Origin of the sequence: Aeromonas sp. Marseille-Q5825 (assembly GCF_946892685.1) — a bacterium.
GTDB classification, from domain to species: Bacteria; Pseudomonadota; Gammaproteobacteria; order Enterobacterales; family Aeromonadaceae; genus Aeromonas; species Aeromonas rivipollensis.
The window spans coordinates 124,992-139,342 of sequence record NZ_CAMPOU010000004.1 but is presented as its reverse complement, the minus strand read 5'-3'; the positions used below and the strand labels follow the sequence as shown (position 1 = coordinate 139,342).

Below are 14,351 nucleotides of genomic sequence, written 5' to 3'. Positions count from 1 at the left end.
GGTCGCCCTGTTGTCATTATCGTTTTTGTGTCGTCCAGCAACAGTAAGCCAATGAAAGACCCCGTTGAGTACCTTTTTGTTATGGGTTATCCGGCACTTTCGTCCGTGAAAGCAAAAGCCAATTAACCCATTGCTTTTCATGAGAAGAATTTACTTTTACCAGTCCCTTGTCAATTGCCATCAAGCAGCATTGCCACACATCGCCATTAAAAAATGCGGCCTGTTGGCAATCGATGGCCGCCAGCTCCAGCCAGACGCTCTGCTGGTATTTGTCGCTGAGTTGCATGGCCCCCGAGAGCGCCAGATAACAGAGGTCGAAGAGGCCGTGATGATCGAGGGCCATGGCCGCCTTGGGCAGGAAGGGATGGCTGACGATGCCGAGGCTGATGTGCCTGTCCAGCGGGTATTCGCAGGGGAAGGCGGCCAGGGTCTCCAGCAGCTCCTGTGCCAGCTGGTGCAGCTGGGCCACGTGGCGCTGAGGCACCACATAGAGCAGGTGTCCCTCGCGCAGGTCGTAGATGCGGCCATCCTGAGGGGTCAGCTGATTGACGTAGCGGCCGAAGGCCTGCTCAATCTCGCGGCTGACCTGATATCCATGCTGCTCCAGGCTGTTGACCAGGAAGGGCACCCGGAACAGCAGGTAGTGGAGCTTGTCGTCAAACTCGCTGGTGGGGCGTTCGCTCAGGTACCAGCGATCGGATTTTTGCTGGCGTTTGGCCATCTCGCGAGGCCAGCGGCTCATCAGTCGCTGCCAGTTGGCCAGGCCGCTGCGCGGCTCGATGAGCAGGGCTTCGCCCAGCTGTCTGGCATTGAGGCGGGCGACCCGCAGCTTGAGCCAGAGGGTGAAGAAGAGGTAGATGAACAGGACCAGCAGCAGGCCAGTGCTGACGCTGGTCCAGAGATAGCGCTCCTGCTGATGCTGGCTCTGGTCGAGGCGCTGCTCCAGCTCCTTGACCTGCTGGACCCGCTCCACCTGGGCGTAGTTGTCGCGGACCGCCTCCTGCTCCAGATCGAGCTGCTGCTGGCGGACCAGCTCGCTGCGCTGGTGATAATTCTTGTAGCTTTCGAGGGCCTGCTGGAGGTAGCCCTTCTGCTCGTAGGCGATGGCGAGCAACCGGAAGATTTCAAACTGGCGGCGGATGTCGCCAATCCGGTTGGCCAGGGTCAGGGCATTCTCCAGCTGCAGGATGGCGATGCCCGCCTCCTGCTGCTTGAGGTGCAGCTCTCCCAGCAGCAACAGGGTATCGATCAGCGACTCCTTGTCGTCCCCCAGCTCGTGGGACTGGCGCGCCGCATTGAGGTAGTTGCGGGCCAGGGTCAGGTTGCCGGTCTGCAGATAGGTCTTGCCTATCTCGAACTTGAGGTGGGCGATGCGGGTGCGGTTGTTGCTTTCGTCCAGCAGATCCAGGGCGTTGAAGAAGTAGACCAGCGCCATGTTCATCTCCCCCTGATCCCGGTTGAGCCGGGCGAGCACTATCAGGGCGTCGCTCAGCAGGGAGGGGTTGCCGAGGGCATGGAAGTAGTTGGCCGCCTCGTTGGCATACTGCAGCGCTTTTTGCGGCTCCTGCTCCGCCTCATAGAGGCTGATCATCTGGTTCGACAGCAGGCCGAGGAAGAGGGGATCCTGCAGATTCTTGGCCTGCTGCTGGGCGTCGATATACTCCCCGAGGGCGAGCTGGGGCTGTCCGAGCGCCTGATAGAGATCCCCTCCCACGGCGCTGACCCAGGCCCTGGCCAGGGGGTTCTTGGCCTGTTCCGCCCATTGGCGCGCTTCGGTCAGCTGGCGCTTGGCCAGATCGAACTGGCGCCCCTCCATGCTGGCATTGACGTGCAACAGGCGACTGTAGACCTGCAGCTGACTCTCTTTGAGACCGGGGTTGGTCAGCAGCTTGTCCAGCTGTTCGAGCGCCATAGTGCTGGCACCAGGGGCATGCTCCTGCATCTCCCGGCTGCGGATCTTGAGGTAGAGACCATGGGCCTGCAGCTCGAACTGCTGCTCCTTCTCGGCCATGGCGATGCCCTTGTCGAAGGAGTCCTGGGCCGGCTGGCTCTGTCCCAGCTGTTGCAGGCACTCGCCCTGAAGCAGATAGGCACCCGTGGTCTGGGTCGCAGTGCCATAGCTCAGGATCGGCTCCCGATAGCCGTATTCCTGACGGTTGCTGATGATTTGCTTGGGGTTATTGGCCGTGCGTTCGAGGAAGGAGGTGGCAATCTGGACACATCTGGCGGGATCGGTCAGCACCAGGGTCTGTGCCTGCTGCAGATCGATAGACAACTGCTCCTTGGCCAGATCCAGATCCGGAGCCGACAGGGAGGACATCATCATTGCCAGAAAAAACAGTTGATTCATTGGATTAAGAACGGCACCGAGGTGCAGGCATGTTATCCAAGCCCACCCCCGCCCGTCCAGAGTTCATTGATGACATGGGTGATGGGCCTGATCCCCCGGGTTGTGGCGCCGGGCTTACTGGCGGATGAGGCGCAGGTTGGCGGGCACCGGCTCCCAGTCGCTGCGGAAGGGGTTGATGTCCAGACCCCCGCGGCGGGTGTAGCGGGCATAGACGGTCAGCTGCTGCGGGGCGCAGAAGTGCTTGAGATCGATGAAGATGCGCTCTATGCACTGCTCATGGAACTCGTTGTGCTGGCGGAAGGAGATGAGATAGCGCAGCAGCTTCTCCCGATTGAGGCGCGGGCCGCAGTAGTGGATCACCAGGGATCCCCAGTCCGGCTGGCTGGTGACCAGGCAGTTGGACTTGAGCAGATGGCTGTGCAGTGTCTCTTCCACTATGTCCGCCTCTGCGGCCCCTTGCAGCAGGGTCTGGTCAAACTCGTAGCCGTCGATCTCGATGTCCTGTTCGTCGATGCATTCACCCGGCAGCAGCGCTATCTGGTGGGGAGCCTGATCGAGAGGGAAGAGGGTGACGCTCACATCCGCCCCGGCACAGGCGCTCAGATCTTGTACCAGCAAGGCCTGCACCGCCGCCAGGGAGTCGCAGCGGGTCTGGTTGAAGGAGTTGAGGTAGAGCTTGAACGACTTGGATTCGATGAGGTTCGGGCTGGTGGCGGGTACGGCCACTTCGCCGAGCGCGACCACGGGCTTGCCCTTGGCGTTGAGCCAGGAGAGTTCGTACAGGGTCCAGACGTCGCAGCCCTGGAAGGGCAGCGTTTCGCCAAGGCCGAGATCATCGCGGTTCAGACTGCGTGGCACGGGTTGCAGCAGGGACGGGGTGTACTGGCTGATGTAGGCAGACTGCTGCCCCAGGCTCAGGCCCTGCAACGCGCTGGCGCCTGCGTATCTCTCTTGTTTGCTCATGCTTGTTTGCTCACGCTTGTCTGATAAAGGGTTTGATGGTGCAATGCCCGGATTTTTCGGTCAGGTTCTTGCGGCGATCAGAGGCCGCTATTGTGGGGAATATCGATGTCGGATCAAGTCCTGTCTGCCCTGGAGCAGTTCTTTTTACGCTGGCAGCGCGATGGCGAGGCGAGGCGAGGGCTGCCTCTGTGTGAGTGGGAGGCCGACTGGCGCTCCCCTTGCGAGCTGGATGAGCCCAGAGAGGGGCGGGTAGCCTGGCGCCCGCACCGGCGCCCTGTGCCCGCCGACTTTGCGGCCATGGCCGATGCCCTGGAGCTGACCCTGCACCCGAGCGCCCTTGCCCTGTTTGGCCACTGGTTCAGCCGCCCGCTCCCCTGCTCCTACAAGGGGCTGCGCATCGAACTCATACTGCCGTGGAACGAGGCGGATCTGGACTTGCTCAGGGAGAACCTCATCGGCCACCTGCTGATGTTGCGCAAGTTGAAGCGCACCCCTTCGCTCTTCATCGCCACCACCCGCAACGAGATGACGCTGGTGTCGCTCGATAACGAGAGCGGCCAGGTGTGGCTGGAGTGGCTGGACTCCGGTCGCCGTCTGGTGCTGGCCCCCTCGCTGCCCGATTTTCTCGCGCGGCTGGAAACCTTGCCGCAATAAGCGGACCCGTTTTCCCTCTTCCTGTATGAACGAGAAGGGCCTTGCCAGATGGCAAGGCCCTTCTTTCATGGGGGGGCGGCGCAGGAACTAGTCCTTGAAGTCCCAGGAGAGGTTGGAGACCAGCCGGCAGGGATCGCACTTGAAGTCGAAGATCTCGTGCAATGGCGCTGCCAGTGCCCAGTCGCCGCCACAGCCTGGGCAGGGGCGTGCCAACTCCGCCGCCTTGCTCAGGCCGCCGACCCTATAGAGGTAGTAGTAAGTCGGGATCCCGCAGAGCCCCTCCAGCCGTCTGGCCAGATCGCTGCCCCGGCGCTGCAGGCGGCTGCCCACCTCGCTGATTTCGTGCAGCACAGCGTGCTCGGCGATGGAGCCGTTCATCTGCAACTGATCGCAGGCTTCCCAATCCTCCTGCCACTTGATGATCTGTTTGTGGTCGCCGTTGGCGATGGCGGGCAGGCGGTAGAGCGGAATGGGGGCGAAATGATCGCCGCAGCGCAGGGGGGAGCAAGTGTGCACAAAGCTGGTGTAGAGCAGCATCCAGCTCGGCCGCTCGCCCTCCTGGCCGCAAGGATCCGTGCTGTCGGAGAGCAGATCCATGCCGAGCAGATGGGGCTTGGGGGCCAGCAGCCCCGCCTGGTGCAGGCCCTGTTCGGCCAGCGCAACCTGTTCGCTCTGGTTGTCCGGGTGCAGGCTGTCCTGCTCCGGGCAGACCACCCGGCTGACGAAGCCACCATCCTGCATGCTGGTGGGAAACTCCCGTCCCAGGATCTGCCCCTGGTAGCGCAGCATGTCGAGGTAGTTGACTATGGCCGGCTCGGCCTCGCCGAGGGAGGTGTCACGGTAACATTCAAAGTTGAGTTCGAGGATATACATGGGGAGGCATCAATCCGGCTGCTGTTTGAGCAGCAGGGCGGTCAGGCGATCGACCTTCTGCTCGAGACGGTTGAGCTGCTCGCTCAGCTGTTGCAGATCGATGGCCTGGGCCGGGGCGGCAGCGGCGGGGGCGCTGGCCGGGACAGGGTCTGCCGATTGGGGCTGTTGCTTCCATTGGCTCAACACCTTGAGCAACTCCGCCATGGGCACTGGGTGACTGAGGCGGGCCTTGACCATGGCGGTGGAGGGGGTGATCCCCCTGGCACTCAGTTCGTTGGCTATCTGGATGATCTCTTGGGCTGACATCTTGGCTCCTGCGCTGCTGTCTTGCTGCTTGCGGATGGTGGCACAGAGCTTAATCAAAGCCTGCCCATCAGGAAAGCGGCGCCAAGGGGGGTGGCTCAGTTTGTTGAGGTGGGGGAAGCCAGGGCGGTTGAGATCTGATAAGTGGCACAAAGCTCAAACCCCGGCCCTCGGGAAAGCGGGGGACGCGGGCCGCTCAGTTTGCCTGGCGCAGCATCACGTCCAGTTGATCGATGGCTTCGGACCAGTCGGAGTCGTTCCAGAGTGCGTCGCGCAGGAACACTGCCTGGGAGGGGCTCCAGAAGCTGGCCTCTGGCAACAGGGTCTGATTGTCCAGATGGTGCTCGCGGATGAAGCGGTGCAGGCTTATCTCGTCATTGGCCAGGCCCAGCTGGGCGAAGAGGGCAGGCATGTCATGGGTCAGCAATTCCATCTCGTGTCTCCTTGAAGGGCGATTGTCGAGAATTATAGCCAGCCGCCACGGCCTTGCCCTTATGGGCTAGGAGGGGAGGCGATGGGGCGGCAGCTCGACCCCGGCGACATGCAAGCCCTGCATGCAGAGCTGACCCTGGTAATGACTCTCCCCGTCGCTTGAAAACTCGAACTGGTAATAGGTCAGCAGGCGCAGGGGCTTGTGCCCCAGGGCGCGATGGGTGCGAGCCAGCGACAGCAGTTGCAGATCGTGATGCTGGCAGTAGCGCCGCATATATTGCCAGGCCAGCTCCGCCTGGCGGCGCTGTTGCCAGAAGGCCCAGCCGATGGCTCCCAGCAGCAAGATTCCAAGCATTTCTCCCATCAGCGGGTTCCTTCTGTGATGTATGGCCTGGGCCGTGCTTCCCCGGGAAAGCACGGCCGCACCTAGAGTGGTTATACCGAGGCGAACAGCCGGCCTATGGCCTGGCCGAGGGCCTCGCTGCGCTCGGGGTCACGCAGTCTTGCCAGCATATCATTGCGCAGGGCGGGCAGTGTCACCAGCTCGGCAAAGACCTGATTGAAGAACTGGGTGGGCTGCAGGGCGAGCTGCTCCAGAAACAGTCCGAGCAGTTCGGGGTTTTTCAGATCGGGCCAGAGACGGCCTGCGATGGCGAGCAGCAGGGCCGGGCTCGGCCGGGTGTGCAGCAGGGTCAGCAGCTTGTTGCTGCGCAAGGCATTGCCTGAGCAGGAGGCCAGTGCCCGGCACAGGTAGGCCAGGGTCTCGGCACTGGGGTCGGCGCACTCCTGCTCCTTGCCGATGCGCTCGAGCAGGGCACCTTGCAGCGCCGGGGGCAGGGGGGCGTTTTCCAGGCTCTGGCACAGGGCGTAGAGCGGCTCCTGAGGCAGCCTTGGCAGCGCCTTGCACACCAGGGCCAGATTGCGTTCATCTTGCAGCCGCTCCGCCAGATCGGCGAAGCCTTGCAGCCCCAGGGCCTGCCACCCCTCTTCCCCCGGTGCCGCCAGGTAGTGGCAGAGGGCCTCGTAGTAGGCGGAAGGCGCCTGCTCCAGCTGACGGGCCAGCTTGGCATGCAGGCTGGCCATCTTGGCCTCGGCCGGCCGGAAGGTGTAGGGATTGTCGGCCAGTCGCTGCGCCTTCTCCTCATCCAGATCGCCGGTGAGCTTGTAGCCCAGGGTCTCGACCACCTGATCCATGAAGTGCTTGGGGCCGCTGGCGATGAGCAGGCCATGCTCGTCGAGGGCAAACTTGAGGAACCAGAGGTAGTGCCTGGATTCGGCTGGCTGGAAGAAGTGCACGCCGAGCCAGGCATGCTGTTGCAGTGGCCAGGGGTAGGGCTCCTGCTGCTGTTCGATGCGAACGAAGAGATCGCTCGCCAGCGGGCGCACCTGGCGGCCCATGTCGAACAGCTGGAACTGGGTCTCGGCCTGGGTCAGAAATTCGGTCAGGGTATTGATGGCAGACATGAAGGCATCCGGCTGAATGTGATGCGGGCGATTATAAGGAGGCCGCATCAGATAGCCAGTGGTGCAGGTGCGGGCCATGAAAGTGATGGCAGCATGGCAGCCACCCCGGGGGCGGTGTATAGTAACGCCCCTTTTTGGCACGCGTGTTTGAAGAAGACGGGATCCCTGCCCTCTGGCAGCGGGATGATCGTCGAGACGAGGAAGAGGACGAGATGAATCAATATTTGCTGGTCGCCGGTCTGCTGGGTGAACTCACCGCCGAGTTGCAACGCCTCGAACGCTGGCAAGCCGAGCATCCGGGGGCCGAGGCGCTGGCGAGCGAGCTGCCGTTTTGCGTCGATACCCTGAGCTTCGATCAATGGTTGCAGTTCGTGCTGATCCCGCGCATGGAGCAACTGGTGCTGCTGCAGGCGCCGCTGCCCACCAGCGTATCCCTCTATCCCATGGCGAGCGAAGCCTACAAGGACGAGCTGGCCGAGGTGGCCGGGTTGCTGCGCCTCATCGGTCGTTTCGATCTGCTGCTGACCGGAAAAGTGGTGGAGCAATGATTAATCCCCTGCCTGCCCTGGCCGCGGCGTATTTCATTGGCGATACCCGGGTGGCGGCATGAAACTGACCCTGCTCTATCAGGATGAGTGGCTGGTGGCGGTCAACAAGCCGTCGGGCCTGCTGGTGCATCGCAGCTGGCTCGACAAGGCCGAGACCCGTTTCGCCATGCAGATGACCCGGGATCTTATCGGGGGGCGTCATGTCTACCCCGTGCACCGGCTCGACAGGCCCACCTCAGGGGTGTTGCTGTTTGCGCTGGATCCCGCCGTGGCCCGGACCCTGACCGAGGCCTTTGCCGCCCGTCGGGTACACAAGGAGTACCTGGCGCTGGTGCGGGGCTGGGCCCCCGAGCAGGGGCTGATCGACTATCCCCTCAAGGAGCAGCTGGACAAGATAGCCGATGCCATGAGCAGCCCCGATCGCCCCGCCCAGGAGGCGGTGACGGCGTTTCGTCGTCTGCATCAGGTCGAGCTGCCCCACGCCGTCTCCAAGAAGCACCCCACCAGCCGCTACAGCCTGGTTCGGCTCTTCCCCAAGACGGGCCGCAAGCATCAGCTGCGTCGTCATCTGGATCACCTGTTCCACCCCATAGTCGGTGACACTACCCATGGTGATGGCCGGCATAATCGCTTCTTTCGCGAGCACTATGGCTGCGAGCGGCTGCTGCTGGTCGCCCACCGCTTGAGCTTCGAGCATCCTGTGCTCAAGGTGCCGATGCGGATCCAGGCGCCACTCGGCCCGGAAGTGCTGGGCTTGTTCGCCAGGCTGGGATGGCCCGCCAGCGAGAGCGACTACGGCGCCTGATACCCGTCATCATTTGTGGCCTCTGACCGGGCTGTGGCATGCTGTAGGCAACGCCCGTCAGAGGAACCACTTATGACTCAACGAGATACCCCGCCAGCAACCCCGCGCGCCCAGACTCAGAGCTCTGTGCCAGAGTCGGGCCCTCTCCCTCGTTCGAGGAGTCGCTGATGGCCGACATCGATATCCTGGTCGGCACCGTCTACGGCTCGGCTATGCTGGTGGCCGAGACACTGCGGGATCACCTGCAAGCCCAGGGGCATGTCTGCCAGCTCTTCGACGAAGCCGAGCTGACCGACATAGACCCATCCCGCTTCTTGCTGATCGTCAGCGCCACCACGGGGCAGGGGGATATTCCTCCCAATCTGCAACCCTTCGCCACGGCCCTGGCCGATCGCGCTCCTTATATGAAGGGATGGCGTTATGCCCTCATCGCCATGGGGGACAGCAGCTATGAACACTTCTGCGGGGCCGGACGCAGGCTCGATGAGCTGCTGCAGGAGCTGGCCGCCGACGCCCTGGTACCGCGCCTTGAGATAGACGCGACACTGGAGGATGAGCCTGAGGTCGCGGCGCTGGTCTGGTTGAAAAGCTGGGAAAATAGGCTCTAGCCGGATTGCCTTCGTATTTTAAATTTCTCCCCCGTGAGCGTGCTGACGGGGGAGTGTTATTTTGGGACTCACTTAACCTTCCTTGAAATATATCCCGCACTTTATCCGGTTATTTTCCCCCGCCAGATCGGATTCCTCAGACCCATATTCATCAGAACGGCGACACATCAGAAAATTAAAAGTTCCGCACTGAAAGCGATTTCAATCATGTTTTCGTCACGGCGCGACTGATTAATCACTTAATCTTCATCGCAAATTAATAGTTGAAAGCGCTTTCTTTGGTGTTGTTTTTCTTTTCTATGGTGATTATTGGTGTTTTGTTGCTTGTTTTTGCTTTATTTGCCTTGATGTACGTCCTCTGGGGTGGGGGCGCGCGATTTGTCACCGTTTTGTGAATCAGCTCATGTTTGTCGCGAAATTGGCTACATATAATCGACCCCGGTTATCGCTGAAACGTTTTTCAGTGATAAGAACTTGAATATCAGGATCACACTCCCAGCGGGAATAAGGAAAATGAAAATGAAAGCAAAGTGGCTCCCGATTGCAGCAGCAGTAACCGCTGCCCTGGCTTCTCAAGCCGCCTTCGCCGTTGATTTCCACGGCTACTTCCGTTCAGGTGTTGGTGTTTCCGGTGACGGGGACATGGTTAAATACAACGTCAACAAGGTTGGCCGTCTGGGTAACGAAAATGATACCTACGGCGAAGTGCAACTGGGTCAGGAAGTCTTCAACAAAGATGGCAAGACTTTCTATGTAGATTCCATGTTTGCCATGGCATCCAACGGTTCCAATGACTGGGAAGGCACCGGTACCGTCTGTAACTTCGATGCCAAACAGTGCAACGGCGACTCCGATTTCGCACTGCGTCAGTTCAACGTACAAGCCAAGGGCCTGCTGGGCTTTGCACCGGAAGCCACCCTCTGGGCCGGTAAGCGTTACTACCAACGTCACGACATCCACATCTCTGACTTCTACTACTGGAACATCTCCGGTGCCGGCGCCGGTATCGAAGGCATCCAGGCTGGTCCTGGCAAGGTCTCCTTCGCCTGGGTTCGCAACGACCGCAGCGCGGCCGATGTGTTCGGTCAGTACACCCAGACCGGTGTAGATGCCAACGGTGATCCGACTTATCAGAAGAACGAAGATCTGAACGTCAATACTCTGGACCTGCGTTATGCCGGTATCCCGCTGTGGCAAGACGGCTCTCTGGAACTGGGCGTTGACTATGCCATCGTCAACGAGACCGAAGCCCAGAAAGATCTGAAAAACGACAACATGAAAGACGGCGTCATGCTGACTGCCGAACTGACCCAGGGCATCTTTGGCGGCTTCAACAAGACTGTGCTGCAGTACGGTACCGAAGGCTACTCCAAGACCATGGCCTACTACGGTGACGGCTCCTGGTACGGTGCCGAAGCCAAGGGCGGTGCCGATGGCTACCGTATCATCAACTGGGGCGTCATCCCGATGGGCAACTCCTGGGAAATGGGTCACCAGCTGGTCTACGGTGTAGGCAACGAGATGTGGAGTGGTCACGACGAGACTCAAACCTTCTCCGCCGTTGTCCGTCCTATGTACAAGTGGGATGACTTCAACAAGACCATCTTTGAAGGCGGTATCTTCAAGGACAAGACCAGCTACACCAGTGGTGGCAGCGACAAGGATGGCGGTTACAAGCTGACCCTGGCGCAGGCCTGGTCTGCCGGCTCCAGCTTCTGGGCCCGTCCGGAAATCCGTGTGTTCGCTTCCTATCTGGCTGATACCGAAGCCGATGGCTCCGGTAGCAAGAACAGCTTCGAAAGTGGCACCTCCGATGACACCTGGCAAGTTGGCGTCCAGGCAGAAGCCTGGTGGTAAGCAATATCTTCAGTTAAGTTAGTCACTGCCCCCTGATGGGGGCAGTTTTGTTTAGCAGGATTTGGCAACCGGGTTATGGAGATAAGAAGAATGAAACTGGTAAAGATGTCTATCGCGGCCGTGGTTACCGCGCTGTTGGCCGGTTGTTCCGGTAGCATGGTAGTGCCCGTGCAAGAGCACGCCTCCATCCTGAGCAATGCCGACCAAGCCAAGCAGGCGCTCGCTCAGACGACGAGCTGCTGCAAGGCATTCAACGAATTCAATTATGTCTCCCTGCCGGAGGGGGACACGCTGCTGACCCTGGATGGCAAGCAACCCAGCTATCAGTTTGACGAGGGGATGAGCTATTTTGCCGCCTATCGTCTGCCGGCCAATACCGGCAATCTGGCCATCACCCTGGCCTCCCAGGTGAGCAAGACGGTACTCGTGCCCAAGGTGATCATGCTGGATGCCCAGTTCAAGGTAACCCGCGTGCTGGGTGAATCTGTCTTCACGTATCAGCCAGCCCACCTGCTCGACAATGACAGGATCGAAGGCAAGGTGTTCGTGGACCGCAGCATGCCGGGCAATCCCGCGACCGAAACCTACATGGTGATCTATGCCCCGGCCGACGAGCTGTCCGGCAGCACCACCATATTGCATCCCGCCAAGGCGTTTGCCCGTGCCAATGGCACTGTCGAGCCGGATATCAAGGATCCCGTCATCCCACATTCCCCCTGGGGCCTGCTGCAACTCGAGGTTGTCGATATGGCCAAGGGGCAGGGCCTGGAAGCCGTGTTCAAGCCCGAGTATTCGGACAAGGTCGCGATGAGTCAGGCCAAGCCGGCCACGACGGCCGTGGCTGCGACGGCGGCGACCACTGCCGCTGTTGCCGCGACCCCCAGCACACCGGCCCCCGCCATGCTGAGCGAGACCGAGACCTTCTACAACAGCCAGATCGAGAAAGCGGTCAAGGCCGGGGACATCGACAAGGCGATGCAGCTCGTGAGTGAAGCCGAGCGTGCCGGTTCAACCAAGGCGAAATCTGTCTTTATTGACGCGGTGAAGCGTTCACAAAAAAACTGAATGACTGAATATATGTAGACTAATATTTATTTCAGGCCTCCCTTGTTGGAGGCCTTTTTAATCGGTAGACTGGATAATATAAAACATCAATGCGTTACATTGAGTTACAATAAGTTTCCTTTAGCATTATATAGTTTCTCTGTGATTTATTTTGAAGTGATTCTTTTCTTTTTGCCGCGTGACTATAACAATACGAAATAATATTCAAGATTCCCTCCCTTCCCCTTATTTAATTATCTTGTGATCTCTCCTCCAAATTTATTATTCCCTTGGGTGCGGTGCAGGCATTTTAAAAGCTGCTGGGTTATATTCTGTTGGTCAAAATAAGCAACCCGGGAAACGCATCCAGTACAACGTCAGATGAAGAAGGTCGTCATCTATAGCTGCACTGAGTCGTTGACGGAAAAAATCCATTCAGGAGCGCACACATGCTAAAAAATGCTTTCTCTAATCTGCAAAAGGTCGGTAAGGCGCTGATGCTGCCCGTATCGGTCTTGCCCGTTGCAGGTATTCTGCTGGGGGTGGGCGCTGCTCACTTCAGCTGGTTGCCGGAAATTGTCTCCCAGCTGATGGAGCAGGCCGGTGGTTCAGTGTTTGGCCAGATGGCCCTGCTGTTCGCCGTCGGCGTGGCACTTGGCTTTACCAATAACGACGGTGTATCCGGTCTGTCTGCCATCGTCGGCTACGGCATCATGGTCGCGACCCTGAAGGTCATGGCACCTGTGATGGGCGTCGAGAGCATAGATACCGGTGTGCTGGGGGGTATCCTCGCCGGTGGTGTCGCTGCCTGGGCGTTCAACCGTTTCTACAAGATCCAGCTGCCCGAGTACCTTGGCTTCTTCGCCGGTAAGCGTGCCGTGCCCATCATCACCGGCTTCGTTTCCATCGGCCTGGGTGTTGTGCTCTCCTTCATCTGGCCGCCGATCGGTGGTGCCATTGGTGCCTTCTCCGACTGGGCTGCCAACCAGAACCCGGTACTGGCCTTCGGTATCTACGGCGTGGTCGAGCGCTCCCTGATCCCGTTCGGTCTGCACCACATCTGGAACGTCCCCTTCTTCTATCAGGCGGGTACCTGTGTCAACGCCGCTGGCGAAACCGTACACGGCATCATGACCTGCTTCCTGACTGCTGATGACGCTTCCCGCGCTGCCGGTAACGGCTTCGGTCAACTGGCCGGTGGTTACCTGTTCAAGATGTTCGGTCTGCCTGCTGCTGCGTTTGCCATCGCTCACGCTGCCAAGCCGGAAAACCGCGCCAAGATTGTTGGTATCATGGCCTCCGCTGCCCTGACCTCCTTCCTGACCGGTATCACCGAGCCTATCGAATTCTCCTTCCTGTTCGTGGCACCTGTACTGTATGCGATTCATGCCTTGCTGGCCGGTCTGGCTTACGTCCTGACCAACTCCCTGGGTGTCGTACACGGTCACACTTTCTCTAACGGCTTCATCGACTTCGTGGTGCAATCGCCCCGTGCCGACAACATGCTGCTGCTGGTCGGTCTGGGTCTGGTCTACGCCGTCATCTACTACGTGGTCTTCACCGTGGTGATCCGTGCCATGAACCTGAAAACCCCGGGTCGCGAAGACGAAGCTGCCGAAGAGACAGTTGGTCAAAGCAAAGACGAGATGTCTGCAGCCCTGGTGTCTGCCTTCGGTGGTAAAGAGAACATCGCCTCCCTGGATGCCTGCATCACCCGTCTGCGTGTCGGCGTGAAGGATGTGGCCAAGGTTGACCAGGCTGGTCTGAAGAAGCTGGGCGCCGCCGGTGTGGTGGTTGCTGGCTCCGGTGTACAGGCCATCTTCGGTACCAAGTCCGACAACCTGAAAACCGACATGGACATTTGGATGAAGAGCAACTAATCCTGTTGCCTGAATATCAGAGTTCTTGAAAAGGGAGGCGCAAGCCTCCCTTTTTGCTGGGCGCTTGTCAGCCCGCTGGGCGGGGCTGAGCAGATCCGGGGGGAGGGTGTTGGTAGCTTCCCTGTGGACCGGCATTAAAAAAGGCGCCTGATGGCGCCTTGTACAGGGTGGGAAACTGCCTAGAGTTTTTCCAGGTCCCGCTCTATCTCGCTTATCTTGTTCTGCACCACTTTTTCCAGATGACGCAGGTCACGCAGGATTTTCTGCTTGATGTCCTGATCGATCTCGACGTGTACGCCCTGGGTCAGGTTATCCAGTTCATCCACCACGTACTTGAGGTTGGCGTTGATCTCGGTGACATCCTTGTACTCATGGGTGCCCGAGTCTATCAGCATGGTCTTGCGCTGACGGGGATACTTGAATTTGACGCTCTTGGCGAAGAACTCTCCCTTCTGCTTCTTGAAATAGATCTTGAGGATGTCGTGGTTGGCTTCCTGGCGCAGGGTATAGCTGTCCACTGAGGTGGGCTCCTGGATCCCCAGGCTCTTCAGATTCTCGTACATCGGGCTT

15 protein-coding genes are annotated in these 14,351 nt (G+C 59.6%); 7 read left to right on the top strand and 8 right to left on the bottom strand.

Annotation, left to right across the window (positions count from 1 at the left end; translation table 11 throughout):
* Positions 1-79 precede the first annotated feature (79 nt).
* Together OC537_RS11200 and queF are read right to left on the bottom strand one after the other, a co-directional pair.
* The gene (locus OC537_RS11200) at positions 80-2,350 is read right to left on the bottom strand and encodes a hypothetical protein (protein ID WP_262111279.1); all 2,271 of its coding nucleotides are present in this window, start codon (positions 2,348-2,350) and stop codon (positions 80-82) included.
* Between the two features lie 114 nt (positions 2,351-2,464).
* Positions 2,465-3,313, bottom strand: a complete 849-nt coding sequence (gene queF, locus OC537_RS11195) for an NADPH-dependent 7-cyano-7-deazaguanine reductase QueF (protein WP_262111277.1) — start codon at positions 3,311-3,313, stop codon at positions 2,465-2,467.
* A gap of 105 nt (positions 3,314-3,418) precedes the next feature.
* On the opposite strand from queF, the gene syd reads away from it, so the two are divergent.
* A complete protein-coding gene (gene syd / locus OC537_RS11190) occupies positions 3,419-3,967 on the top strand; it encodes a SecY-interacting protein (RefSeq protein ID WP_262111274.1) in 549 nt (182 codons plus the stop codon).
* A gap of 87 nt (positions 3,968-4,054) precedes the next feature.
* Here syd and OC537_RS11185 read toward each other — a convergent pair whose 3' ends face one another.
* From OC537_RS11185 to OC537_RS11165, 5 genes are all read right to left on the bottom strand, one after another.
* Complete coding sequence (locus OC537_RS11185; protein ID WP_234677239.1) at positions 4,055-4,840, bottom strand: Zn-ribbon-containing protein; 786 nt, start codon at positions 4,838-4,840, stop codon at positions 4,055-4,057.
* 9 nt (positions 4,841-4,849) lie between these two features.
* Positions 4,850-5,146: a hypothetical protein gene (locus OC537_RS11180; protein WP_262111270.1), complete on the bottom strand. Its 297-nt coding sequence runs from the start codon at positions 5,144-5,146 to the stop codon at positions 4,850-4,852.
* A 193-nt stretch (positions 5,147-5,339) separates the two neighbouring features.
* Positions 5,340-5,576 carry a DUF2789 domain-containing protein gene (locus OC537_RS11175; protein ID WP_025327930.1) on the bottom strand — a complete coding sequence of 79 codons (237 nt, stop codon included), beginning with the start codon at positions 5,574-5,576 and terminating at the stop codon, positions 5,340-5,342.
* Between the two features lie 66 nt (positions 5,577-5,642).
* Positions 5,643-5,939 carry a DUF3301 domain-containing protein gene (locus OC537_RS11170; protein ID WP_025327929.1) on the bottom strand — a complete coding sequence of 99 codons (297 nt, stop codon included), beginning with the start codon at positions 5,937-5,939 and terminating at the stop codon, positions 5,643-5,645.
* A gap of 71 nt (positions 5,940-6,010) precedes the next feature.
* Positions 6,011-7,039 (bottom strand): DUF3549 family protein, encoded by a 1,029-nt coding sequence (locus OC537_RS11165; RefSeq protein ID WP_163147691.1) that lies wholly within the window; start codon positions 7,037-7,039, stop codon positions 6,011-6,013.
* A gap of 212 nt (positions 7,040-7,251) precedes the next feature.
* Between OC537_RS11165 and OC537_RS11160 the strand changes: the two genes are divergently transcribed.
* The 6 genes from OC537_RS11160 (at position 7,252) to ptsG (ending at position 13,781) form a co-directional block, all read left to right on the top strand.
* Positions 7,252-7,587: a YqcC family protein gene (locus OC537_RS11160; protein WP_025327927.1), complete on the top strand. Its 336-nt coding sequence runs from the start codon at positions 7,252-7,254 to the stop codon at positions 7,585-7,587.
* Between the two features lie 58 nt (positions 7,588-7,645).
* Complete coding sequence (gene truC, locus OC537_RS11155; protein ID WP_262111264.1) at positions 7,646-8,392, top strand: tRNA pseudouridine(65) synthase TruC; 747 nt, start codon at positions 7,646-7,648, stop codon at positions 8,390-8,392.
* Between the two features lie 167 nt (positions 8,393-8,559).
* Positions 8,560-9,000, top strand: coding sequence for a flavodoxin (locus tag OC537_RS11150; protein ID WP_262111262.1), 441 nt, complete (start codon positions 8,560-8,562; stop codon positions 8,998-9,000).
* Positions 9,001-9,519: 519 nt separating this feature from the next.
* A complete protein-coding gene (locus OC537_RS11145; protein ID WP_025327924.1) occupies positions 9,520-10,857 on the top strand; it encodes a maltoporin in 1,338 nt (445 codons plus the stop codon).
* 90 nt (positions 10,858-10,947) lie between these two features.
* Entirely contained in the window at positions 10,948-11,922 is a 975-nt protein-coding gene (locus tag OC537_RS11140) for a MalM family protein (protein WP_162627145.1), read from the top strand.
* 428 nt (positions 11,923-12,350) lie between these two features.
* Complete coding sequence (ptsG, locus tag OC537_RS11135) at positions 12,351-13,781, top strand: PTS glucose transporter subunit IIBC (protein ID WP_005330791.1); 1,431 nt, start codon at positions 12,351-12,353, stop codon at positions 13,779-13,781.
* 179 nt (positions 13,782-13,960) lie between these two features.
* Here ptsG and OC537_RS11130 read toward each other — a convergent pair whose 3' ends face one another.
* Positions 13,961-14,344: a DUF3461 family protein gene (locus tag OC537_RS11130; RefSeq protein WP_005330793.1), complete on the bottom strand. Its 384-nt coding sequence runs from the start codon at positions 14,342-14,344 to the stop codon at positions 13,961-13,963.
* Positions 14,345-14,351 lie beyond the last annotated feature (7 nt).